The organism is Planctomicrobium stercoris (assembly GCF_051465655.1).
Classification (GTDB): domain Bacteria; phylum Planctomycetota; class Planctomycetia; order Planctomycetales; family Planctomycetaceae; genus Planctomicrobium.
The window spans coordinates 45549-70975 of the sequence record NZ_CP195791.1 but is presented as its reverse complement, the minus strand read 5'-3'; the positions used below and the strand labels follow the sequence as shown (position 1 = coordinate 70975).

The following is a 25427-nucleotide window of genomic DNA, read 5'->3' as shown; positions in this document are numbered from 1 at the left end:
ACCACGATTAAGTGGCGATGAATCTTCATACCGGTCCGATCCTCGTGCACTCAGAGAATGAAAGGCCTCTGGTCCCGAATATCGAACCCTCTACTCCGTGCCTCTGTGTCTCCGTGGTAAAACCGATCCCGAAGAGTTCCAAGGTCAGGCGTAAACGCCGCCATGTTCCGCCGGGAATTTCTTGACGATCACGACGGAATTGATTCCGAGCATCCCAAAGGAATTATTGAGAATGTACTCGACTCGTTCCATGTGCCGCGGACGGTTGGCCACCACCTGGCGCAATTCGCAACGCGGATCCTGCTGATCGAGGTTGATTGTAGCGTGGGCAATGTTGTCCTGAAAGCCAGGGATATTCCCCAGCAGTTCCAGCGCCCCGGCAGCCCCCATCGCGTGCCCGATGAAGCTTTTTGTGTTGTTGATCGCCAGCGAAGGGCGGTCCCCGAACACTGACCGCAGTGCTTTGGACTCTTCAATATCCCCCTGCTCCGTCGCGGTCGCGTGACTTGAGACGATGTCAATCTGATCAGGGGTGAGTCCCGCCCGCTTCAGGGCGAGTTGAATGCATTCCGCCTGTCGGTTCGACGAAGGGAGCACGAAGTCGAGGGCGTCCGAGTTCATCGCGTAACCGACGATTTCCCCGTAGATTTTCGCTCCGCGTGCGAGGGCGTCCGGCAGCCGCTCGAGCGTGCAGATCCCTCCCCCTTCAGACACGACAATCCCGTTCCGATTCACATCGAACGGGCGGCTCGCCTTGGCGGGATCTTCATTCCAGGCCAGTGCTCCCTGGCTGGCAAAACTGGCGAAAATCCCGAACGTGTGCACGCTTTCCGAGATTCCCCCGGCGATTGCCAGATCCACTTCCTTCAGCCGCAGCATCTGCAGGCCGTAGATGAACCCTGCATTCCCTGCTGCACAGGCAGCCCCGACGGTGAGATGCGGACCGGTGATCCCCATGTTCAGGGTCACTTCGCCAGCGGGATTGTTCGCGACGGTCCGGGGATTGTGGTGATGTGACCAGACCTTGGTGTCGTAGTCGAACTGCGAAATCTCGTAGATCTCGTTTTCAGTCTCAACGTTTCCGTGTTCGGTGATTCCGAGATAGACGCCGACCCGGTCTTTCGGGACTTGCGGCCAGTCGATTCCGGAGTCCAGCAGCGCTTCGTTGGCACAGTAGATCGAGACGGAGCCGGCCCGGGTGCCGCGTCGGCGTTCTTTCTTCTTCTGATAACGAAACTCATCGAAGTTGCAGACGCCCGCCAGCACCGGCTGTTTGATGTAGCGGGTTTCAAACGGAACGACGCCGGATTTTCCCGCGAGCAGCGCAGCGCGATACTCGGTCAGGTTATTTCCATTAGGCGCAGCCAGGCCAACGCCCGTAATGACAATCCTGTTTTCGTCTTGCAAAGAATCGGACATCTTCCGCCGCCAAAATTTCGAGTACAGCAGCGTAGCTGCGCAGGGAAACGGAAACAAGCGGGGAAGAAGTGGTCAGCGGAAAATGGTGGCACAGACATTTCTGTCTGTGCGTCAATCTCATCTACCGGGGAAAAGTTTCCAATAAGCAGGGATTACTTGCTGATGTTTTTCCATGCTGCTGCGTCGATTTCGCACAGACAGAAATGTCTGTGCCACCTGTTGAAAAGCTCCCTCATTCCCCATCTCGCGCGAATCCCAGTGGGTACTCCGATTTCGGATCTAAGACGCGGAGTGTCACCTTGCCGTCCAGCACATCGGCCAGCAGCTGGCCGCAGACTTCTTCACGCCACCCCTGCATCAGACGGGGAACTTCAGTTTTTCGATTTTCGAAGACATGCCAGCGAACGAAGTCTTTCAGATCGGCTGAGGTTGCCACCAGCGTCATCGACAGGCCCATCTCCTGGCAGCGATTCGCCAAGGCCAGTCCCAGGATCCTGGCGAGTACTTCATCCTGAGCAGGGTGCGAGTTGCCCCCCACTTTCTCGGGGAGCTGATCGTTCGGGAGTTCTCCAGCGGCCTTAATGATCTCAATAAACGTTTCAGCGTGCTGCTGATAGTCGCGACGATTCATGTCGCGGGTCATGTTCAGTTCGCGGACCGTTTTCGGCTGCCGATGAGCCAGTTCAATCAGCAGGTCGTCGCGAAGAATGCGCCGTTGCGGCTTGTCGATCCGCTCCGCTTCTTTGTTTCGCCATTGATAGAGAGCCCGGGCAACCCCCATTTCCCGGCGGTTGAGGCGTCCGTATCCCGGAAGTCGCAGCCAGCCGTCCCGGTCTTCCTCGGCCAGAACGTATTCGATAAAGCGTTCGAACTCAGCTTCTGCCCAGTCAAGGCGTCCCTGCGCAGCGAGCGACTTTCGCTGAGTCTCCCAGACTTCCGGGAGGTGCCGCACATCTTCGAGGGCGTAGTTGAGTTGATGTTCGGTCAGCGGGCGGTGCTGCCAGTCGGTGCGAGTCTCTTTTCCATGCTGGATGGAGCGATTCAGAACGCGCGTGACGAGATTCGTATGAGAGATCGGGAAGCCCCGGGATCGGAGTCCTTCCGCGATCTGCACGTCGACAAGCTTGTGCGGGCGATGCCCTGTTGCGAACTGACAGAACCGGATTTCTTCGCGTCCGCCATGCACCACAATCGTTGTGGTGTTGTCGGTCATGATGTCCCACCATTCGGAGAGATCGGGGACCAGAAACGGGTCGACGCCGAAGCTTTCGCTGTCGGGAAGCGCGAACTGAAGCAGACAAAGCCGCGGCCGAAAATACGATTCGGAAACGAATTCGGTATCGAAAGCCACCAGACCCGCAGCGCGGATACGGTCGCACAGACGGTTAAATTCTGTTTGTTCGACGATCAGAGTCACGAATGGGGAGATTCGATAGAGGCCTCGGAATGGAATACGGGCAGCTTAAACAACGCAGCAAATCGCCGCAATCCGGCACCGTGCGGGGAAATCCGAAGAACCAAAGCCGAAATCCGAATCTTGCCGGAATTCATGAAGAGAAAATGAGATTGAAACGCAGAGGCCGCCGAGTTCGCCGAGAAACTCTTAAGAGATCTCCCCTATTTCTCGGCGTCCTCTGCGATCTCTGCGTTTCAAAATTCTGAGTTTTTCGGGTCTAGAAGTCAGTCACCGGTGCGAAGTCTTTATTTTCGGTGGATTCAGGATCAAGGAAACGACAAGCAAAGGTAGTGCGAAGACGAGTTGCAGAATTAACCAATTACTGTCTGAGAGATGACCCTCAAGGTACAGCCATACGGAAGCGACCAATACCGCCATCGCGATCGTCCAACAGAATATTCCGATCGACCTTCGACGAGGACGGTTCCATCTGACGATGGCTTGGTGGAAAAATCGTTTCTCTTTCACACGCACCTCTGGCCTAAGTGAATCACCTAAACCCTACTTCAGCATCTCGTACTTCTTCATCTTATTGTACAGCGTGACCCGGCTGATCCCCAGGTCTTTGGCGGTCCGGGTGCGGCTGAAGTTGTTCTTGAACAGAGCCTGTTCGATGATCTCCTTCTCCGTGACAGAGACCTGCTTCTCCAGGGAACGAGTCTGCGAAATGACCGCCGGACCGAAGCTCACGCTTGGATCATTCGCCGGACCGACGCGGCCTGAGAGCAGGTGCGGCGGCAGCGACTCGCGGGTCAGCACCCCGTTGCGGCAGTAGATCACCGCACGCTGAATCACGTGCTCCAGCTCGCGGACGTTCCCCGGCCAGGGGTAGCTCAACAGCGCTTCCAGCACGGAATCTTCGATCCTGTGAATCTGGATCGAATGCTTCTGGGCAAAGCGGCTGATGAACTTCTTCGCCATTGGAATAATGTCGACCTTCCGCCGACGCAAGGGGGGAATTTCGAACTTCAGCATGTTCAGACGGTAATACAGGTCCGGCCGGAACTTTCCCTGCTCCACGAGCGGTTCCAGATCCAGATTACTGGCGACAACCAGTCGGGCCTGCGACTGCAAAGTCTGGTTCGATCCGACGGCTTCGAACTCACCGGTCTCGATCACCCGCAGCAACTTCACCTGCTGTTCGGGACCGAGAACATCGATTTCGTCCAGCAGCATCGTCCCTTTTCGGGCAGCAACAAATTTGCCTTCTTTATCCGCATGGGCACTCGTGAACGAGCCTTTGGAATGGCCGAACAATTCGCTTTCAATCAGCTCCCGGGGGAGAGCACCACAGGCGATGTGGATGAACGGCTCTTTCCGGCGGGGAGAGGCTTCGTGAATCAGGTTCGAGAGGAATGTCTTCCCCGCTCCGGTCTCTCCGATGAGCAGAATCGTCACGTCATGGCTTGCAGCGATCATGAGATCGTCGAGCATCTGCTTCAATTCCGGGGAACGGGTTTCAAACCGTCGGGTGACGCCCTCGAAGACGGTCTCCCCGAATGTTTCTCGTCCTTCATCAAGAGGAGACTCCTGAACAACGACCGGAGGGCTGACCGGGGCGGCCGGCTCTTCTTCGACAGCCTCTGCGACTTCGAGCATCTGCGTGATCTGCATGACCAGAGCAGTGGAAGAGAGGAGTCCGGAGAAGAGTGTCACGGTGCCATCGCTGGCACGTTGATTCAGCAATTCCAGAGAGCGGTCCCGGACGACGGCGAGAACTGCTGTCTCGGGATTGCGGGCCTGCACATCTGCAATCAGTCGATCGGCAGCACGGCCACCGTCGAGGACGAATCGCAGGTCCATGACCAGTAAGTCGACTTCGCGTTCCCGCAGCAGCAGTGAGACATGTTCCAGCTGAGTCGTGATGCTGAGAGAGTAGACCTCGCCCAGTTGTCCGGCGAGTTCCCGTCCGAGTCGTTCATCTGAGGTGGCAACAATAACGGTGGGTGCTGACATGCGAAGTTCTGCCTGATCACGCTTGCGGTGAACGTGTCTGCCAGTGGAGCGGTTATTCCGTTCGAAAGGCTGGACAACGTGTTTCGATTCATTCACGGATGTGAACGAATCTGCAGACTTCAAATGCGATGCCGGAGTTTGTTACTGAGGTTTTTTTGTGGTCAAAACTCTTTGAGGGTAAATGAGATGCGGTTTTTTCAGTGGATCGCCAGGTCCAGTTTTACCCCTTTTGGGTGATGCTCAAACGCAACGTGCGATGTGGGCTGTGTGGCGTGTAGGCAACGTGTGGCGAAATCGCCATGCCTGCCGCCGGGAGCGCGACATCAAAGGCACGTTTCAGGATGCAGGCGGAGTTGGCTCGCGAGATCCTGCAGCTTCTCAATGGCGGTCATCTGCAGCTGGCGGACCCGTTCCTTGCTGAGCCCCACTTTCTCCGCAATGGTTTTCAGTGTGGCTGAGGTATTGCCTCGTAATCCGAACCGCTGTTCGAGAATGTCCTGTTCGCGGGGGTTCAGGCAGTCCTCAAATCGTTGGATCAAAGCCTGGGCCATTTTTGGATCGAACGGACTTTCTTCCTCGACCACGTCCGAAACGTTTCTGAGAAAATCAACGGGAGAAGAAACTTCGCGTTGCTTCCTGCGTTGTCGGCGCAGCATCAAACGGAAGAAATGCCGTTGCACAGCATGGGTGGCGTAGGTGCTGAAGCGGAATCCGCGTGTGTAGTCGAACTTGTCGACTGCGTTGATGAGAATCAGGTTTCCCTCGCTGATGAATTCGTCGACGAGTTCCGGGAAGGCGGCAAATTTGTGGGCAAGCCCGATCACCAGCCGGAGGTTGGCCTGGACGAGTTGAGTGCGGGCCTCCTGCCACTCGCGGGTCAACCTTTCAACTTCAGGCACCAGTCTGGAGGCGTTTTCGCTGGTCAGCTTTTTGAGCATCTTCGCTGCGGAGTACTTGAGGAAGTTGCAGAGCCGGAAGAGATGTCGTTCTCCCTCGGGAGTGAGTAACGCTGACGCGATGTGGTCCTCGGATTGCTGGGTCGCGGCCGGTTGATAGAGGTCTGCTGGAGCGGAGTTGCGGATGTCTGCTTCGGTCAGTTTTTTGAATTCTGAAGAGGGGATCCAAGTGGCATTCAGGGAGCGGAGCCGTTCGATTTGGCTTTGCATCAGACCTGAACGTGGTTTTCGAGTCGCGGTTGCGGGCATTGAGGGCTCCTCAGGTTTGGTTCTGCCGATTTTTATGCCTCGCGCACGATCTTTCAATTAGAAAATCGTTCAAAACAGTCATTTTGAACAATAAATCGTCCATTTCGTTCTTCTGAAAGCGTTCAATTTCAAAATGCGGGGGATTTGACGGCAAATTTTCTCCGCATGGGTCAATTCCCAACGAAATCCACAAAATCCTTGTATTTTGACCACCTCGCCGCGATAATTCGGGTCCAGTTTCCAGCCCCTGATTTTCGTAAGCCGGAATGAACGCATGCTGAAAAATAAAGACCTGGAGCAGTTTCGAGACCTGCTGGTGTCCTTGCAGGCTCGGCTCCAAGGAGATGTTCAGACGTTGACTTCGGGAGCGCTTGGCTCGTCGTCTGAATCCAAAAGCCCGACTCATATGGCCGAACTGGGGACCGAAACCTACGAGCAGGATTTCGATCTCCGGATCATGGAAAGCGATCAGGAAGTCCTCAAAGAGATCCGTGCTGCATTAAAACGGGTTGATGATGGGACATACGGGGTTTGCGAGAGTTGTGTGGAGTTGGGGCGTCCACCTTCAAAGTGCTGGATCCCGAAAATGCGGCTCAAGCACATTCCACACGCCCGACACTGCGTCTCCTGTGCGGAGAAGCTGGAACGGCAGTTCAGCTACTAAAACGTGAAATGAAATTCGAAAGGCATGTGGTTTTACCGCATGCCTTTTTTTGTGCCCGTCGCATCTCCTCTCGACTTCATCACTGTGCGACTCTCGCCCCGTAAGTTCCCTCAGCGACGTTAAACTCGCTGGTCGGTCTCCGTTTTTAGATGAGTTGCAAGTCTCCCGGTGGATGCCTGATGATCGGGGAAATGTCCTGTACCTATGTGATCTCCGATCATGAATCCTTCTGAGCTGCTGACGGAATTCGAACGCGAGATTCAGCGACGTTCGCACGCGGAAGACGCGCTTCGTCAATCGAGTTCCGGTCCGGATCCGCAGGAGAGCCAACTCCGGGCCACGGTCTCGGGGCTCCTGCAATCCCGGGATGCCCAAATCGAAGCGGCGACCCTCGACTTCGAATCGGTCTTCCAGAGTACGACTGCAGATTTCGATCAACGTCTGGCAATCGCCGAGCAGGAGCATCGCGAAACGCTCCGCAGCATCGAATCGAACGCATTCAAATCGCGGTCGAACATCGAGAAGCAGCGGAATGACAGTACATGGGTTGTCACATCCGTGATGGACGACAGCGCAGAGGACAGTCCCGCGCGAGTCTTCGACCGGTTCAAGTCTCTGCTGCAGAAATCGAAAGAAGACCAGACGTCGGAGTGGGAACAACTTGAGGCCGCAGTCGCGACTGAAGCTGCGGAACGGGACGTGTTGCTGGATGCGCCCGTGGAGCAGACTTCTCCCCCGCCCGATCGAGAGGCGGCGGCTGCTCAGTTCACGAAGTCGATTGGCGAAGCCAGATCGCAGATTCAGAAATTGCGGTCCCTGATCCTCCCGCAGCTTGTCCGCGGTTTTCGATCAGTCCTCCTGTTTCTGATCCTGGCGGCAGCGTTGGCGGCACCCATCTATTTCAACGTATCGCCTCAGACATTCGGCATCCCACAGGATGGCAGCCAGAAGACTTGGCTCTTTGTGTCCGCCGGTGCTGGAGCGGTCCTTAGTCTCCTGCTGACGCTCGTGCTTTACACGCTCGCGGCGATGCGACAATCCGAGATTCTGCGGCAGCTCATCGAATCCCGGGGCGCAGCGTACTGGGCTCATCAGCACTGGTTGCGATTCGCGAAAGAACAGCTTCAGCAGCAGCAACGTGAGTTTGAAATCCAGCAGAAGAAGATTGAACGCGATCGCAAGGTCTCACTCAGTCGCTTTGAACAGGCCCATGAACAGAAGCTCGCAGAGATTGATGCCGAACAGGCGGAACTGACGCGGGTCGAACTCCGGCGATACGCTGAGGAGCACGCCAGCCTGTCCGCCGGAAAGCGACAGACTCTGGAAGAGCTGCAGAATGCTCATCAGGAGAATCTCGAACGCCTCTCGAAAAACTGGACCAGCCGGATCGAAGAAGCCCAGTCGCAACTGGAGGCGACGGTCAGTCGTCGTCGGCGGGAACAACAGGAGCAGTGGGGGCAGCTGAAGTCGAACTGGGAACGGGGCTGGCAGAACTTTGAGTCGGGATTACGGGGCGCAGTCCGGGATGATGAAGATCGCTATCGCAGCTGGTCGAAGCTTGCCCAAGGGGACTGGCAGCCACCCGAACGGATCCCGCAGGGGGTTCGCGTCGGCAGGTATTTCCTCGATCTGAATGAGTGGCCCGGCGCGGTATCGAAAGATCCCCGTCTGGCCCCCCGCGTGACTCAGCATCAGCTGCCGTTTGCTCTCCCGTTCCCGGAAGCGACGTCGGTCCTGTTCAAGTCGACCAATGCACAGGCGAGGACGCAGGCGATTGGAGGTCTGCAATGTCTGATGCTGCGATTGCTGACGTTGCTCCCTCCCGGGAAGTTGCGGTTCACCATCATCGATCCGGTGGGGCTGGGGGAAAGTTTTGGCGGGTTCATGCATCTGGCGGATTTCGATGAATTGCTGGTGACCAGCCGCATCTGGACTGAAGCCAATCAGATCGAAGCTCGTCTGGCGGACCTGACGGAGCATATGGAGAACGTCCTGCAGAAGTACCTGCGGAACGAGTTTCAGACAATCGAAGAATACAATGAGTCTGCTGGTGAAGTTGCGGAACCGTATCATGTTCTGGTCATCAGCGACTTCCCGGCCAAGTTCAGCGAGATTGCTGCCCGGCGGCTCATCAGCATCGTCAACAGTGGACCCCGCTGCGGTGTCTACACGCTGATGAACTGTGATCCGGGCAAGCAGATGCCCAACAATTTCAGTCTCGCGGATATTCAGTCGAAGATGTTCCGGTTCGAGTGGAAGGAGGACGCCTTCCGGGCTCCCGACTCCCCTCTTCCGGAATGGCCGATCACCATTGATACTCCTCCGCCGCCGGAGGAGTTTACTTCGATCGTCAAGATGGTTGGAGATGCCTCCAAGGATGCCCGCCGCGTCGAGGTTTCCTTCACCCGGATTACTCCCCCGGCGGAACAGGTCTGGAAAGGGGACAGCCGTTCCGAACTGGTGATTCCCCTGGGGAGAGCAGGGGCTACGAAGTTGCAGCAACTGCGACTGGGGAAAGGGACATCGCAGCACATGCTCGTCGCCGGCAAGACCGGATCGGGCAAGTCGACGTTTCTGCACATCCTGATCACAAATCTGGCGCTGCATTACAGTCCGGATGAAGTCAACTTCTTCCTGATCGACTTCAAGAAAGGGGTCGAGTTCAAGGACTACGCCACGCACCGGATGCCGCATGCCCGCATCATTGCTGTGGAGAGTGATCGGGAATTTGGAGTCAGCGCTCTTGTTCGTCTGGGGGATGTGCTTCAGGAGCGGGGAGAACTGTTCCGGCGGCAAGGTGTTCAGGACATTGCTGGATTTCGAAATGCGACCGGAAAGCCGTTGCCGCGAATCCTTCTGGTCGTCGATGAGTTTCAGGAGTTCTTCGTCGAGGATGACAAGATCAGCCAGAACGCAGCTCTGCTCCTCGATCGACTGGTGCGGCAGGGCCGGGCATTTGGAATTCATGTAATTCTCGGATCGCAGACGTTGGGAGGAGCGTATTCGCTCGCCCGCAGCACGCTGGGGCAGGTGGCCGTCCGCGTCGCGCTACAGTGCAGTGAAGCCGATGCTCATCTGATTCTCAGTGAAGACAACACCGCCGCACGGTTACTCACCCGGCCGGGGGAAGCGATCTACAATGATGCCAATGGCATGCTCGAAGGGAATCATCCCTTTCAGATTGCCTGGATCACGGATGCCGAGCGGGAGACGGCACTGGATGCGATGCAGCAGCGGCTGCGTCAGACTCCCATGCAGCTCGAACCGACGATTGTTTTCGAAGGAAATATCCCTTCGGATCTGACTCGCAATGCGGAAGTCGATGAGCGGGTGCGGGAATACCCAACTCGCTCGAAACCGATCCTGACTCCCACAATCTGGCTGGGAGATGCTGTGGAAATTGCACCCGCGACAGCGATCACATTGCATCGTCAGAGCGGCAGCAATGTACTGCTCGTTGGGCAGGATGCGGATGCAGCTCTGGGGGTGATGGCAGCTGCGATGACCACACTGGCTGCCTCGTTGTCTCCGGAGCAGGACATGAATTCGCTGTTTGTTCTGGATGGCAGCCACGCCGGAACAGTCGAATCTGACGCGTGGAAGATGCTTGTGGAGACCCTGCCGGTTGATGCCCGTTTGATCTCTCCGGGTGAGACAGGTCCGTTTCTGCAGGCGATGTCGGCCGAGTTAAAGCGACGGGAGACCGAGAACGACACTCAGGCCCCGCCGATTGTCCTGCTGGTCTTCAACATTGCCCGGTTCCGTGACCTGAGGAAAGTCGACGATGATTTTGGGATGGGAAGCTTTGGAGGGGGAACTGAAAAACCTGCTGAGCCCGGAAAACTCTTCTCTGATCTTCTTTCCCGCGGTCCGTCGTATGGCATCCATGCAATCATCTGGTGTGATTCCTTTAACAACGTCGACCGTTGGTTCTCCCGTCAGACCATGCGGGAGCTGGAACTGCGAATCGCTTTCCAGGTGAATGCTGCGGATTCGAGTAACCTGATCGACTCACCGGCCGCGTCGCGTCTGGGGACGCATCGAGCATTGATCTATCGCGAAGAAACAGGGACCATCGAAAAGTTCCGTCCTTACGGACTGCCCCCGACAGGCTGGCTGAACAGCATTCGTTCCCGGCTCCTCGGTGAAGAAGGAGACTCGCAAACGGGGGCCGATTCGCAGGCGCCGGCCGACGAAGAGCCGGAACTCCCCGATCTGGAACAGTTCAGCATTCAATAAATCCGCAGGTTCTTCGACCACCGTTCGGGACGGTCAGGAACGCCCCCGGCGGCATTCAAAATTCCGTCCTGATTTGGGACAATACCGGGATTACTGCCATCTGAATCTGTTCCTGAACGCTTCCTGAAGCTGAAACGACAATCATGAATTTCGCCGCGGCCTTTGAAACCGGACTTCCTTATCACGACTTTCTGACCAAATACGGGACTGCGGAACAGCAGCGCCGCTGGGCCGATTTTCACGCATCGATTTCGCTGACCGACTCACAGAAAGCATTGCTCGCCAGCTTCACACGGGAGATGAAAGTGCTGGTGCTCGCAGGAGCCTGGTGCGGCGACTGCGTGAATCAGTGCCCGATGTTCGAACACTTCGCCTCGCAGACTCCCAAGCTGCAGATTCGATATGCCGATCGCGATGACGCGCCGGAGTTGGCGCAGGCGTTGACGACTTGCGGGGGAGCGCGTGTTCCAGCCGTCGTCTTCCTGAGCGAAGATGGTCAGTTCTGCGGACGCTACGGTGACAAGACTCTCTCGAAGTACCGGGATGCGGTACAGAAGCTGGAAGGAGCCAGCTGCCCGACCGGATTGGGAATTGACAACGAGTTAAACAAGGCTGTGCTGCAGGACTGGCTGAATGAGTTCGAACGCATCCAATGTATGCTCCGGACCTCCAGCCGCCTGCGTCAGCTCCATGGGGACTGAACGCCGTTCAACCCGCAGTCAATTCGACAATCCGTGAGCAGATCAATGCCTACTGCCGTCTTGAGGCAATGCGGGTTTCCCGGACCCGTTCCCGGGCGGGCTCAGAGACATATGTCTGATTCTGAGACCGCGGCATCGCTGCGCGGGCCGGGGTGGCGATGACTTCACCGAACCTGGGGAATGGAGTCCCCCGGTAGTGGACCCGCCGGACCGTATTCCCGTAGAAGTGGAAAGGACGATACGGGCGAAGTTCGATCGGCGTGGCGTCGAGCTGTTCCCTTAATGCTCCGCGTGCAAATACCACGGGCATCCAGTCCGGTTCTCCGGGGACTGGCTGAGCAGCCTGCAGGCCTTCGGTCTGAGAACAACAACAGACGCAAGCCCCAACCAGAAGCCAATGAGCTAATGATTTCAACGGGCTGCGCATGATGATCTCCTCGAAGGCATTCAGATGGCACTGGATTCCGGAACGCCATGGTCAACCGCTCGCACGAACTCTGTCCAGGCGAGACATCCGAATCTTCTGTGCCGATGAATTATTCAGCATGGCGCGGTTGTCCCGGCGGGATCCGTGCGACCATGCTCCATGGGAAGGAATCGTCACGCCTGCGGAGACGGGATGAACGGAATCCTTCGCATGCGGCAGGTTCTGCCGGGAATTGACACCCGAAAACATCGAACCCGAACAAACTGAACAACCCTCGTTTGAAGCATCCTCTTCAGGGGAGGCTTTCCTGCTGCGGTGCGACAACTGCCCCGCTCGACTGGGATAGGGTGATGCCGTTTTACCCGGCGAGTGCCTGTTGCAGAATAGTGAACAGTCGATCGACTTCGCTGCGGGTTTCCTCGTCCAGACTCCAGCTGGTCGGCTCCTGCTGCAGGGTGTTCTTGAAGATGCCCCGTTGCTTCAGCAGATACTTCTCGATGGCAAGAAACCCATCCAGCCCAGCGGAAAGCTGGATTGCCACAAGGGCACTGATCGGGAGTGCCAGCTGATAGATCTTCTTTTCATCGCCCAGCTCCAGCGCTTTCCACAGAGCGATGATGCCGTCCAGCAGGTCCATCCCGGGCATCGTCCCGCAGATTCCACGGCGATAGCAGTCGACCAGATTGATCCCGCCGGAGCCTTCGAAAATCCGCGCCTGCCCCTGGGTGGCATCTCGCAGCCGTGACAGATTGGGACCCAGTGGACTGGCTTCTGGCTTGAAGTAGATTCGATCCGGGCCGAACCGATCCAGCAGGACCTGATACACCTTCAGATCAATTGCTGCTCCGACGTAGCTGGAGGCATCCTGCACGATCAGGGGGATCTCGACACTGTCTGCGATCGCGGAAAAGTAGTTGACGATTCCGGTGCTGCCTAACGAGGTCGCGACAGGAGGGATCGCCATGACGGCATGTGCGCCGCATTCCTGAGCGTGCTGGGCCCACTCGATCGCTTGACGAGTGCTCTCGGCACCCACGCTGATGACCACACTCCCTCTCCGGGCAGCCATCTGGCAGGTTTGCTCGGTCAGTTGATTCCGCGTGGAGGTGGTGAGACGAAGGATTTCGCTCACCATGGCAATGACGACCCCGTCAGCCCCGAGGGAGAAAGCCCAGTCAATCTCCTTCTGCAGCGTCGGCAGATCGATCGACCCATCGGCATCGAATGGGGTCTGCAGAACGGGAAGAACGCCGTGCAACGCTGGTTTATCGGAGTAGTTCATGGATCACATTCGTGAAAGTTTGGAGCGTCAGTTCCAGGCTCCCCCGGGCAAATGGGGTCTGCCAGACGGGATAAATGTTCTGGTCATACAGTTCGCTGGGGGGCAGGTAGCCGAGTGAGCCGTTGATGAGATTCAGGTAGATGAGCCAGGTCTCAGGGAACCGACTTCGAAGTTCCTGTTGCAACAGCGAATAGGCCTCGCAGCAGTTGCCCAGGAGAATGACGTCTCCCAGCTTCCAGGCGGTGAGTGACAGTTCGTAGGTGTTTCCATCCCCCAGCCCTTTGCGGATGTCCCGCTTTCGGCGAAGCCTTTCAGCGATTGCGCGGTCGGTGCAATCGCGTCGCTGCTGCTCGAGTTCCGCGGCAGTGGGCCAGTTCTGAAGTGGGAGTTCGACCTTGGTTTCCAGAGTACGCAGTTCCTGTGAAACGTCAGCAGGTTGCGGTGTCCAGACAGCCAACGGAGCTCCCGATTCAACGGCGCCGGCAAAGGTGAGTGCGGTTGCAGGAGGCTGCATTCCTGCAAGTGTTGAAAGAGCTGCGTATCCGAGTTCTCTTCCGTGTTGATCGGGGATCGCCGTGTCGGCAACGTATTGATGTCGTGGTGCGAGTTCTCCACACGCTCCCAGCAGGAAGAAGGCGGTGGCACCGGTCGCAGCTTCGATCGTCTCTCGCATTGCCCCCGGATAGTCAGGTGAAATGGCCTTGTTCTGCCACGCCAGCGTGGTCGGATGGCAGGCGTAGTTCACCATCACGCCGCGAATTTTTCCCGCGTGATCGCTGATGCGTCCGACCAGCATCGTGTCATCCGCGTGACCCGACGGCGAATATCCGCACAGGTAACGTGCATTCGATTCATCCGGGTCGGGAAGATCTCGCACAGCGGCCAGTCCACAGCGACCCGTCTGGAATTCCAGAAGCCCATCAAAGGATTCCTGTCTCGCCTCCCGGACCGCTTCGACAATGGTTTTGGGAACTGACTCCAACCAGCTGCGGTGGATGTCGGCACCCGGCAATGTGGGATCGACTTCCGCGAGCGGCGGTGCAGCATGCGAGTGACTGAGCGCCAGGATCAGTCTCGAACTGGTCAGCTTCAGTTCCTGAAGCAGGAAGCTGCGAAACTTTTCGAACACCTGTGGGGTCTGCCACCAGCTCAGGTCGGCATCGACCAGCACCAGCGGTGAATCTTCAGTGAACGTCGAGAGCGTGAGCACGGAAACCGTCAGGGGACGGTGAATGGATTCAGCGACGTCATGCTGTGCAGCTCCCCAGTTGCGGGCGTAAATGCCTACAGGGGGTGTGATGTCCCGGCGGGCAATTCCGATTCGGCCACGAAATCCCGCGTGTCTGAACGGCGGTGGAGTGTGCGGGGGCATGGCAGATTTTCCAGAAATCGGAGAAGACATCTTGGGCGAACTGATCGTTGAATCCGGTGGCTACCAGTCGCCGACGGCACCGTCAGCATAGAAGACCCGCTGCAGGACTTCCTGCTGGAAGGGATACTTGCTGACAGCCTCTTCATTCACTTCGACTCCGAGTCCCGGGCGGTTGTTCGGAGTAACGGTGCGCGTCGCCTTGTCGACCATGTAGCCTTCGCTCACGACTTCCTGCCGCCAGGGGACGTCGGAATGCACCGACTCGCAGATGATGTAGCTGGGTTGGGAGAACCCGAACTCCAGAGAGGCCGCCGTACTGACCGGTCCCTGCGGATTATGGGGAGCCAGAGCAATCCGATAGGCATCGGCCAGGGCCGCGATCTTGCGGGCTTCGGTGAAACCACCGCAGTGCGTGAGGTCGAGCTGGCAGATCTCGCAGCCCCGCGCGGCGAAGAGATCACGGAAAGCTGCCAGATGCGTCAATCGTTCTCCGGTCGCAATCGGTGTGGCGACCGCAGCATTGATTGCAGCCAGTGCTTCGATGTTTTCCGGCCAGCAAGGTTCTTCAAAGAAGTAGAGTCCGTACTGGTCCAGTGCCCTTGCGAACTGCATCCCCATTGCCGGTGAAGGTCGGGCGTGGCAGTCCACCATGATGTCAATCTCTTCACCGACAGCCTCCCGCATGGCTGCCACACAGGCGTCCGCCGCTTTGATCGCCTTTAAGCCCTCGATCGGCATGGTGGGGGGGACGGCCATCGACTTGAACGCGGTGAAGCCGTCCTCGACCGCTTCCTGCGCCAGGTCGGCAAAGCGGCTCGCGTTTTCGACGGGAGTCTCGTAGAAGCTTTCGAGATTCCCGCCCCCGAGATGACAGTAGAGGCGGATCGAGTCCCGCACCGGCCCTCCCCACAACTGATGGCAGGGGACGTTGTGAACTTTTCCGACGATGTCCCACAGCGCCAGGTCGATTCCAGCGATAGCTGTCGATCGCACGATTCCCTGACCATGCCAGAAGTGCTGCCGCCACATCATCTGCCACAGGTACTCGACGCGGGTCGGGTCTTCGCCGATCAGCAGCTCGGACATATCCTCGATCGCCCCGACGACGCTTCTTGTGTGCCACTCGAGAGTTGCTTCGCCCCACCCGAACAGCCCGGGCTGGTCAGTGATCACCTTCACAAAGATCCAGTTTCTCATGCGGGCATTGCAGACAAAAGTCTTGATGGCGGTGATTTTCATGGCTTTGTGGCGTCCAGCGGGGGGAAGCGGAGTCTCAAAAAATGCTGAGAAAGCGGGAAAAAGAGGATCACATTGAGCTGAAATGTGATTTTGGCGCCAATGTACTTGCGTTTGGCGACAAAAACAAGTATGCTCTTTTTTATGTCAATCGCCAGCTATATCAAAGATGACTTGGCCGTCCGTCTTCAGACTGGTCGCGAGCTGCCGCAGCAGCTGACCCTGGACTCGCTCGCGGAGATGTACAACGTCAGCTTCACGCCGATTCGCGCGGCGGTGGCTGAGTTAATAGACGAGGGATTGCTGGCCAAAGGGCCCAATCGCCGTCTCGTGGCAAACTCTCCAGTGAAAAAAGAGGGTAGTGTGATCCAAGCTGCACAGCTCCCCGAACCGCCCCGGGATCCTTTTGACGTGATCTCGCGAGATCTGATTCAAATGAGTCTTGAGGGGGTTCCTCTGTACCTCCGCGAGGAGGTGACGGCGGAGAAGTATGGGGTGAGCCGTTCGATGATCCGGAATGTACTGCACCGGCTGGCGGGTGAAGGGATTCTGGACCACATTCCACGTCGAGGTTGGCGGCTGCGACCGTTTCGTCAGGTGGACCTGCAGTCCTACGTCGAGGTGCGGGAGTCGCTTGAATTGACGGCGCTGAATCTCTCGCTGGATCGGCTGGATCCGGCGGAGCTGCAACGCTTGCTGGATCTCAATGTTCTCCCGGAACAGCCGGGCGAGTCTTTGCGCATCGACGAATCTCTGCACACCTATCTGATCGAGACGGCGAATAATTCGTACATCAAAGAGTTCTTTGAGCGGCAGGGGCGTTATTACCGTTTGTTATTCCAGTGGGAAGATCATGAGTTCTCGGTGGCTGTCGAAACGATTCGCCAGCATCGGGAAATTCTCACGGCTCTGCTGAATCGGGATTGGGCAGCAGCTCGGGCGGCGCTTTCGTTTCACATCCTCAAGAATCACCCCATTTTGACCGGCATCGAGCAGTCTTCCGTCAAATCGACGGACTGTGAGTCATAGGTTCTGGTGGAAAATGCAGACCCGTTTTCAGCCTCTGCGAAACGCTTCGCTCTGCGCGATCGTGATTGCGTATTGCACGTCACTGGCTGCGGAAGAGGTTCAGCATGACTACCTCAAACAGGTGAAGCCGCTGCTGAAGGAACGTTGTTACGCCTGTCATGGAGCGCTCAAGCAGGAAGGGGGGCTCCGTCTTGATGCCCTCAGCCTGATTCAGCAGGGGGGCGACTCCGGGGCTGTGATTTCGACCGGTGATGAAGTTGCCCAGAGTCTCATTCTCCAGCGGGTGAGTGCCACAGATCCGGCTGACCGGATGCCACCGGAACATGAAGGTGAGCCACTTTCTCAAGAGCAGATTTCCATTCTGCGGAACTGGATTCAGCAGGGGGCGCAGGGACCGCTTGATGAACAACCCGAGTCCGACCCCAGAGATCATTGGGCATTCCGGCCCATCCAGCGTCCCGACGTTCCTGAATTGGAGTCGTCATGGGGACGAAACCCGATCGATGCCTTCATTGCCCATCGTCATCAGGAGCTGGGGTTAACTCCGCAGCCGGAAGCATCGCGAGTGGAACTTCTGCGTCGGCTTTCCTTTGATCTGATCGGCCTTCCACCAACTCAGCAGGAGATTGCCGACTGCGTGAACAGCACTTCTCCGGACTGGTATGAAGAAACTGTCGACCGGCTGCTGGAAGATCCACGGTACGGCGAGCGCTGGGGACGTCACTGGATGGATGTCTGGCGTTACAGCGACTGGTGGGGATTGGGCGAGCAATTACGGAACAGTCAGCGTCATCTTTGGCATTGGCGCGACTGGATTGTGGAGTCGCTCAATCAGGATCTGCCTTACGATGAAATGGTCCGTCTGATGCTGGCGGCGGATGAACTTGCTCCAGGCGACGCCGACAAGTTGCGAGCCACGGGCTATCTCGCCAGAAATTACTATATCTTCAACCGTAGTCAGTGGCTCGAGGAGGTTGTCGAGCATACATCCAAGGGCTTCCTTGGGCTGACGATGAACTGTGCCAAGTGCCACGATCATAAATTCGATCCCGTGGAACAAGTCGAGTATTACCAGATGCGGGCGTTCTTTGAGCCGTATCAGGTTCGCATCGATATGGTTCCCGGTGAAGTGGATCTCAACAGGGATGGAATTGCCCGGGTCTTTGACGGACTCATGGATGCTCCGACATGGCGGTTCGTCCGGGGAGATGAAGCTCTGGCAGACAAGTCTCATCCCATCAATCCCGATATTCCCCAGGTGCTCGAATTCGAACCATTAACAATTTCACCGGTCGAGCTGCCCCCGATCGCTTCAGAACCTGTTCGCGGAAACGGGCTATTAGAAACACATCTCGCAGCAGCTCAGAAGCGGGTTCAAAAAGCGGAAGCTGAACTGAAGACTGCCGAAAAGGCTCTCCAGCATTACAAGGAACTGGATTCCGATTCAGCCGTTGACGTCGCGAGGGATGACGCAAAAGCAATGGCACTCCCTTTTCACGATCTCTTTGCTGAACTCGACAGTCAGCGGTGGCAGGCGATACAGGGAGGCTGGAATCTGGAAGGAGGCCATCTGCAGCAGAATCAGGATGGTCCACAAAACTCGTTGCTCAGGCTGACCTCCCGCGTTCCCAGAGATTTCGAAGCGACGATCCGATTTCGAATACACGGGGGAAGTCGCTGGCGCAGCGTTGGAATCATGTTCGATTCCGACGGGACTGGCACTCCTGAGCAGGGGACCCAGTCGCCGTCGCAGCAGTTCGTCTATGTGAGCGGGGCGGTCGACGGAACGAAAGTACAGGCTGCATATCGTGAAGGGACAGTCTCCCAGTACCCGTCAGAGGGAATGTCTTTGCAGAAGATTGAGCTGGACCGTGAATACACTTTGACAGTTCGAGCCAACAGGAATTTGATTTCTGCGACTCTGGACGGAAAGCCGGTGATCTCCTGGAGATCGCCGCTCCCGCGTCGACCGGGGTTTGTTGAAATCTTCACCTATGACGCGGTCGCGACATTCTACGAGTTCCGGATTTCTGAACTGGACCCACAGCTCCTGGCGGAGTCGCAGGACGAGGCGTCGTCTGCATCCATCGAAGCAGAACAGAAAGTGGCACTGGCCCGCTGGAATCTCAAGCTGGCTCAGGCGGAATTGCAGAGCGTTTCTGCCCGGGCTGCTGCCATGGAAGCCAGCTGGGGCGATGCTGATTCATCGACTACGGCAGAGAAGCGGGAGACTGCGATTCGGGCAGAGTGGCAGGTCGCACTGGTCGAACAGCAACGTCGGCTCGAAACAGCTCAAGTCAAGCTGAACTCCCTGTCTTCCGACGACGCTGAGAAAAAGGCAGAAGCGGAGAAAGAACTTCAGGCTGCGAAAGAAGCCGTCGACGCGGCCATGAAGAAAGTCGACACGGAGGTGACTGCAGCGGATCACTTCACCCCGTTGAAGGGAGCCCGCTGGTCGGCAACCCGATTCAAGAACACGGGGGCGGATGACCCGGAAGTCACGTTCCCGTCACGCAGTACCGGTCGACGGACCGCCTTGGCTCGATGGATCATCGATCCTCGGAACCCGCTCACAGCCCGTGTTGCCGTCAATCACATCTGGGGACGTCATTTCGGCGATCCCATTGTTTCGCCCACATTTGATTTCGGACGAAACGGGATCCAGCCGACCCATCCGGAATTACTGGACTGGCTGGCCAGCGAATTGATGCAGAGCGGATGGAAGATGAAGCACCTGCATCGTCTGATTGTGACATCCTCAACGTATCGGATGAGTTCGCGTGCGACTGCCGCGGAGGGCAATGTTGCAATCGATCCCGAAAACCGGGCGATCTGGCGACGCAATCCACTCCGCCTGGAGTCGCAGGCTGTCAGGGACTCGCTGCTGGCGTTGTCCGGGACGCTGGATAATACGATGGGTGGTCCCCCGGTGATGCCCAACGATCAGGATCAATCTCATCGGCGCAGTCTCTATTTCTTTCATTCCAGTAACGAAAGAAATCTCTTTCTGACCACCTTTGATGATGCTCTGGTGAGCGAATGTTATCGACGGGAGCAGAGTATTGTTCCGCAGCAGGCGCTCGCACTTTTGAATAGTGGACTGGTCCTGGATTCCGCTCGCGCAATCGCAGCGAGAATCTCTCAGGATGCTCCTGACAGTCTCAGTTTTGTTCGAAACACTTTTCTACTTCTTGATGGCATTGAAGCGACGGACCGAGAGATTGCCCTCAGCGTCAAGGCGCTGGACGCCTGGAAAGAAGCTGCTGCAGGAGACGAGACGGAGGCGAGGGTCCAGTTCGTCTGGACACTCATTAACCACAATGACTTTGTCACGGTGAGATAAACGGGCCAGCCCGAATTGAGGGTCGCTGCGTGATGTCGCGCAGCAGGTTCAAGGGCAGATTGTTCAACGGAATTTTGCAGGAGCCGGTGATGCGTCGGCCATTCATTCAAGCGACGACCCGACGAACGTTTCTGGCAGACGCCGGAATGGGATTCACCGGGCTGGCATTGGGAGCGATGTTGTCTCAGGATGCGTCCGCCAACAGTCGGGGCTGGGCTCCTCCGACGGGAGTACCGCATACTGTTCCGAAGGCCAAAAGTGTGATCTGGCTATTCATGAATGGCGGAGTCAGCCACATGGAGAGCTTTGATCCCAAGCCAATGCTCACCAAATATGGCGGCAAGACGATTGCCGAAACTCCATTTGCGGATACACAGGACCCGAAGAAACTGGCCCTGGAGCGATTGACCGCTCCGGATGGCAACGGCCTGCAGCGAAACCTTCTTTATCCGCTGCAGATTGGATTTCAAAAGCACGGGGAAAGCGGGATTGAGGTCAGCGATTGGTTCCCGCACATCGCCAGCCAGGTCGACAAACTCGTCATTGTTCGTTCGATGTGGACGACCGACAGCAATCACGGCGCTCAGACGCAGTTTCATTCGGGCCGCCACATGAATGACGGGGCGTTTCCAACTCTAGGGGCGTGGGTCCATTACGGACTGGGTTCGCTGAATCAAAACCTTCCGCAGTTCATCTCGATGGGGACGCGTGAATACTGGAACAAGCGGGATGGTCATTACCTCGGGCCCGCCCATGATGCAGTCCCGCTGAGAATCGACCCGGCTAATCCCCTCGATTTCAGCAAGCCGGCCCGCGCCGCCACCAGGGAGTCGCGGGAGATCGGCCAGTCGCTCATCCATGAACTCAACCTCCTCCGGGGAGTGGAATATCCATCAGATCCCGCGATGGCGGCGCGGATTCAGTCGTATGAATTGGCGTTTCGCATGCAGACCTCCATTCCGGACATTGTCGACTTTTCCCGCGAAACAGCTGAGACACAGGCGTTGTATGGAATCGATCAGCCGGAATGCCGAGAGTTCGGCATGCAGCTGCTGGCGGCCCGGCGTTTCGTCGAGCAGGGAGTCCGGTTCATCCAGATTCAGCACGGAGGGGGAGGCGCCGGGGCCTGGGATGCTCATGGTGGGTTGAAGGCGAATCACACGCAGCTGTCCAAAGCGGTGGACAAACCGATCGCAGGTCTTCTGGAAGACCTGGACCGCCGCGGACTGCTGGATGAAACGCTGGTCATCTTCGCGACGGAGTTTGGTCGCACTCCCGGGTCGCAGGGAGCTGATGGGCGTGATCACCACATCTTTGGGTTCAGTGTCTGGATGGCGGGAGGCGGATTAAAACGCGGAGTGGTCCACGGGGCGACTGATGAAATCGGCTTTCATGCTGTGGAAGACCGCCATTATGTCACGGATGTTCACGCCACGATTCTGCAGCAACTGGGGCTGGATTCCCGCAAACTTGAGATTCCCGGTCGGAAGCGACTGGAAATCGACCACGGGAAACCGATCACCGAAATCATTGCTTAGTGGGAAGAGCTCCGTTTCCAGTCGATCAAACGTTCAGCCGTCAGGAAGGGGATTAGTCAATTTGCAGGTCCGACCTGTTCATTGCAACTTCCATGTTAATTGAATTTCTCAGTTGAAAGCATTTCAGCTCCATCTTCAAGAGCTTCGTTTTGTTTCACATCACTTCTAAAGGCATATCACATGAAGAAGTCAAAAAATCGAGGGTTTACATTAATTGAATTGCTGGTCGTGATTGCCATCATCGCGGTGCTGATTGCCCTGCTGCTGCCTGCAGTTCAGCAGGCACGGGAAGCTGCACGTCGGTCTCAGTGTAAGAACAATCTGAAGCAGTTAGGTCTGGCCATTCACAACTATCACGACACGTACAATGCCTTCCCGGCTGCTGCGTTTGGTGTGTTTCGTCATTCCTGGGCAATGGCCATCCTGCCGTATCTTGAGCAGGCTGCTGTCTATAACAGGATGAACTTCGACACGGGTTCCACCGGCTACCCGGACGGCCCGAACGGCAGCCTGCTGGCGGGATTTGCTCCTGCAGTGATCCGGTGTCCATCAAGTTCTGCCAGTATCATTAACACGCGAACCGATCAGCCGTATCGTTTCGGCACGACGTCTTATATTGGAATCATGGGGGCCAGCACGGGCCCTGCCGATGCAACGGATCCCACCGGACGAGGTCGGTGTGTTGCCGGAAATCAGGGATATTCATGCTCCAACGGAATGCTGGTGCCAAACTTCTCCGCCAAAATGAGAGATGCTACGGACGGATTGAGCATGACTCTTCTCCTGGGTGAAGCGTCCGGGTGGGGGAAGGGGGCTTCCGGTGAGCAAGTCGACATTCGCAGCAGCTCCGTGTGGGGAGCCTGGGGGGGCTCCGGAGCGGATACAATTCCGCCGACAAGTTCAGGCAGCTATCGCTGGGACAATTACCCTTGGAGTCGGAATGTCACTGCCATTCGGTATCCGGTCGGGAGAATCGACGAAACGTCTGAGGACGGGGGAAATCACGCAAACAGTACGAACAACGCACTGCAATCGGCGCATACTGGAGGAGCTCACGTCTTACGAGGAGATGGCGGAGTTTCTTTTCTCAGCAATAGCACCGACTTCGGGATCTTGCGGAATATTTCCATCCGAGACGACGGAAACGTCGTCAGCAGTGAAGTCTTCTGATTCGAGGACCAGTCGGCAGGGGCTTCAGGAGGCGTGTCATTTTGAGTCGAACAGGGCCTCCCCTCGATACATCGATCGCTCCTGAATGGGCTTCGCTCTGGCGGCAAAAGATTCCATCAACGGCAACAGCCAGGACCTGCTGCCGAATGCCGGATCATTTTGCCCGGGCATAGGAAGGTGCTCGCCATCAACGATGCGTTGGGGCGGGCATTGATTCTCAAGTCACGATTGATGAACTGCATTCAGGGCAGGGTTTGCAGTTCACGTCGATAGTCCACTCAAGCTACAGGACGAATCTGTCAAAATTGGGTTGACTCATTTCAGTGGAATTGAATTTCAAAACTTTGCGGAGTGTGTGGCGTGCGAACGAAACGATTAATTCTGTCTTGCTGTCTGATCGCCGCGGCCGCGGGGTGCATGAAGAATGGTGGTCCCGCCAAGTCGTCAGTGACCGGAACGGTGATGATTTCCAGCCAGCCGGTCACCGAAGGCTCTGTGTTGTTCGTCGCGGATGATGGCACGACTGCGAGCGCCCAGATTCAAGCTGATGGCAAGTATGTCTTGAGTTGTCCGATGAACAAATATCAGGTGTCAGTGGCCCCTTTGCCGCCACCTGATCCCCGGTCGAAGGGGGCCGACGCTTCTATTGGAAAATCCGCGGTCATCAAGATTCCCCAGAAGTATCGCGACGTCGGAACCAGCAACTTGCTTGTGGACGTGAATGCAAGGGCCACCCAGTTCGATATCAACATGGATGCAGGAAAGTAGTTCTTCCAAGGTTGGACGAAGCTCGTAGCTGCTCGCTGATTTCCGATTGCATCGGGTGAGTTTCGTCTTTCGCGTCAATCGGGCGAGACCACTTCGCTGGTCGAATCCAGCCTGTGAGCAGGCCTCGTCCTCTTCATCATGGAAAGTCAGAAGGTCCGATTTAAATGCAGTACGTCAAGAAGGGTGCTCATCGACTGTTTGATTCGGATCCTGAGACTTCCCGGATTGTTTCGGAGATGCTTTCAAACCTCGAGTCCAAAGGGATGGACGCGGTACGGAAGTATAGCGCGGATTTTGATAAATGGTCACCCGCCCAGTTCGAACTGTTCCCTGAGGATATCCGACGGATTACAGAGTCGTTGTCGGATCAGTTTCTTGCCGACACGGAGTTCTGCCAGCAGAACGTTCGTATGTTTGCTGAGGCGCAGAAGGAGACCTTGCTCCCTCTGGAAAAGGAAATCCGGCCGGGCGTCATTCTGGGACACCGGCATATTCCGGTAGGGCGCGTTGGAAGCTACATTCCGGGCGGCCGATATCCGATGTTTGGCTCCGCTCAGATGAGCATCATCCCGGCACGCGTAGCGGGGGTTAAAAACATCGTTGCGTGCACCCCGCCTGCGCCAATCACCGATGCGGATGGTCCTCGCTGCTATCCTGCCACTGTTCATGCCATGCACGCAGCCGGCGCCGATCGGATTTTCATTCTGGGCGGCGTGCCTGCGCTGGCAATGATGGCCTTTGGTCTCGCCGATGTGGAGCCTGTGGATGTCTTGTGCGGTGCCGGCAATAAGTTCGTTGCAGAAGCCAAGCGGCAACTCTTCGGCAGATGTGGAATTGACCTGTTGGCAGGTCCTACGGAGATCCTGGTCCTGGCAGATGATTCAGCTGACCCCGAACTGGTTGCCTGTGATCTTCTGGGGCAGGCGGAACATGATCCCCATAGTGGCGTCTGTCTGATCTGTCTGAGCGAAGATTTCGCAAAGGCGACAATTCTGGAGTTGGAACGTCAACTTGAAGTGCTGCCGACACGAGACATCGCCGCCCTGGCATGGAGGGATCAGGGCATCGTCATAGTGGCAGATAACCGGGATGAAGCGATTGCCCTGAGTGACGATTATGCTCCGGAGCATCTCGAACTTCATGTTCAGAATGTTGATGAATACACCGAGCGACTGCAGAATTACGGATCTCTGTTCATCGGCGAAGAGACGACGGTCGCCTACGGGGATAAATCAATCGGGACCAACCATATTCTTCCGACAAGCAGGGCAGCCCGATACACTGGCGGAGTGTGGGTAGGCAAGTTTCTGAAGACCTGTACCTACCAGAAAATGACACCACAGGCCAGCATCAAGGTCGGTGAAGTCACCAGCCGTCAATGTCATGTGGAAAGAATGTTGGCACACGCTCTCACGGCTGACATTCGAGTGAAACGCTTTCATGAGTCATTCTCGAAGGGCATCGCGATGGGAAAATAGATGAAATGCACGCTTGAAGTGCGTTTCGCCTCTGTGAGTTTCCATCTCGGCGGACTGGCAGACACTGTAGGCAAGGCGTCGCTGCGAGTTTTTCCTGATTGCGTTCTTTTTTGTCGACGACGTCAGGCGCGTCAAAGTGACCTG

The 25427-nt window shown here is 56.7% G+C and carries 17 protein-coding genes; 9 read left to right on the top strand and 8 right to left on the bottom strand.

The window, feature by feature from the left end; genetic code table 11:
- Window positions 1-144: 144 nt before the first annotated feature.
- From SH661x_RS00285 to SH661x_RS00270, 4 genes are all read right to left on the bottom strand, one after another.
- Window positions 145-1419 carry a beta-ketoacyl-[acyl-carrier-protein] synthase family protein gene (locus SH661x_RS00285; protein ID WP_437226877.1) on the bottom strand — a complete coding sequence of 425 codons (1275 nt, stop codon included), beginning with the start codon at window positions 1417-1419 and terminating at the stop codon, window positions 145-147.
- A 232-nt stretch (window positions 1420-1651) separates the two neighbouring features.
- A complete protein-coding gene (locus SH661x_RS00280) occupies window positions 1652-2836 on the bottom strand; it encodes a ribonuclease D (protein ID WP_437226875.1) in 1185 nt (394 codons plus the stop codon).
- Window positions 2837-3376: 540 nt separating this feature from the next.
- The gene (locus tag SH661x_RS00275) at window positions 3377-4831 is read right to left on the bottom strand and encodes a sigma-54 interaction domain-containing protein (RefSeq protein WP_437226873.1); all 1455 of its coding nucleotides are present in this window, start codon (window positions 4829-4831) and stop codon (window positions 3377-3379) included.
- A gap of 323 nt (window positions 4832-5154) precedes the next feature.
- Complete coding sequence (locus tag SH661x_RS00270) at window positions 5155-6036, bottom strand: sigma-70 family RNA polymerase sigma factor (RefSeq protein WP_437226871.1); 882 nt, start codon at window positions 6034-6036, stop codon at window positions 5155-5157.
- Between the two features lie 274 nt (window positions 6037-6310).
- Between SH661x_RS00270 and SH661x_RS00265 the strand changes: the two genes are divergently transcribed.
- The 3 genes from SH661x_RS00265 to SH661x_RS00255 all read left to right on the top strand — a co-directional run bounded on the left by SH661x_RS00265 (window position 6311) and on the right by SH661x_RS00255 (window position 11640).
- Complete coding sequence (locus SH661x_RS00265; protein WP_437226869.1) at window positions 6311-6700, top strand: TraR/DksA family transcriptional regulator; 390 nt, start codon at window positions 6311-6313, stop codon at window positions 6698-6700.
- Window positions 6701-6919: 219 nt separating this feature from the next.
- On the top strand, window positions 6920-10939 hold the full coding sequence (locus SH661x_RS00260) for an FtsK/SpoIIIE domain-containing protein (protein ID WP_437226867.1): 4020 nt from the start codon (window positions 6920-6922) through the stop codon (window positions 10937-10939).
- 143 nt (window positions 10940-11082) lie between these two features.
- Window positions 11083-11640 carry a thioredoxin family protein gene (locus SH661x_RS00255; protein ID WP_437226865.1) on the top strand — a complete coding sequence of 186 codons (558 nt, stop codon included), beginning with the start codon at window positions 11083-11085 and terminating at the stop codon, window positions 11638-11640.
- A gap of 49 nt (window positions 11641-11689) precedes the next feature.
- Here the strand turns inward: SH661x_RS00255 and SH661x_RS00250 are convergent, their stop codons facing one another.
- The 4 genes from SH661x_RS00250 to dgoD all read right to left on the bottom strand — a co-directional run bounded on the left by SH661x_RS00250 (window position 11690) and on the right by dgoD (window position 15960).
- Window positions 11690-11950: a hypothetical protein gene (locus SH661x_RS00250; RefSeq protein WP_437226863.1), complete on the bottom strand. Its 261-nt coding sequence runs from the start codon at window positions 11948-11950 to the stop codon at window positions 11690-11692.
- A 475-nt stretch (window positions 11951-12425) separates the two neighbouring features.
- A complete protein-coding gene (locus SH661x_RS00245; protein WP_437226861.1) occupies window positions 12426-13349 on the bottom strand; it encodes a dihydrodipicolinate synthase family protein in 924 nt (307 codons plus the stop codon).
- Window positions 13333-14721 carry an alkaline ceramidase gene (locus tag SH661x_RS00240; RefSeq protein ID WP_437226859.1) on the bottom strand — a complete coding sequence of 463 codons (1389 nt, stop codon included), beginning with the start codon at window positions 14719-14721 and terminating at the stop codon, window positions 13333-13335. Before SH661x_RS00240 ends, SH661x_RS00245 begins: the two co-directional genes overlap by 17 nt.
- Window positions 14722-14781: 60 nt before the next feature.
- The gene (gene dgoD, locus SH661x_RS00235; protein WP_437226857.1) at window positions 14782-15960 is read right to left on the bottom strand and encodes a galactonate dehydratase; all 1179 of its coding nucleotides are present in this window, start codon (window positions 15958-15960) and stop codon (window positions 14782-14784) included.
- 129 nt (window positions 15961-16089) lie between these two features.
- On the opposite strand from dgoD, the gene SH661x_RS00230 reads away from it, so the two are divergent.
- The 6 genes from SH661x_RS00230 (at window position 16090) to hisD (ending at window position 25283) form a co-directional block, all read left to right on the top strand.
- Window positions 16090-16986: an FCD domain-containing protein gene (locus tag SH661x_RS00230; RefSeq protein WP_437226855.1), complete on the top strand. Its 897-nt coding sequence runs from the start codon at window positions 16090-16092 to the stop codon at window positions 16984-16986.
- Between the two features lie 13 nt (window positions 16987-16999).
- On the top strand, window positions 17000-20329 hold the full coding sequence (locus SH661x_RS00225) for a PSD1 and planctomycete cytochrome C domain-containing protein (protein ID WP_437226853.1): 3330 nt from the start codon (window positions 17000-17002) through the stop codon (window positions 20327-20329).
- An 89-nt stretch (window positions 20330-20418) separates the two neighbouring features.
- Window positions 20419-21867 (top strand): DUF1501 domain-containing protein, encoded by a 1449-nt coding sequence (locus SH661x_RS00220; protein ID WP_437226851.1) that lies wholly within the window; start codon window positions 20419-20421, stop codon window positions 21865-21867.
- 180 nt (window positions 21868-22047) lie between these two features.
- On the top strand, window positions 22048-23037 hold the full coding sequence (locus SH661x_RS00215; RefSeq protein ID WP_437226849.1) for a DUF1559 family PulG-like putative transporter: 990 nt from the start codon (window positions 22048-22050) through the stop codon (window positions 23035-23037).
- 417 nt (window positions 23038-23454) lie between these two features.
- A complete protein-coding gene (locus SH661x_RS00210; protein WP_437226847.1) occupies window positions 23455-23805 on the top strand; it encodes a hypothetical protein in 351 nt (116 codons plus the stop codon).
- A 164-nt stretch (window positions 23806-23969) separates the two neighbouring features.
- On the top strand, window positions 23970-25283 hold the full coding sequence (gene hisD / locus SH661x_RS00205; RefSeq protein ID WP_437226844.1) for a histidinol dehydrogenase: 1314 nt from the start codon (window positions 23970-23972) through the stop codon (window positions 25281-25283).
- Window positions 25284-25427: the final 144 nt, after the last annotated feature.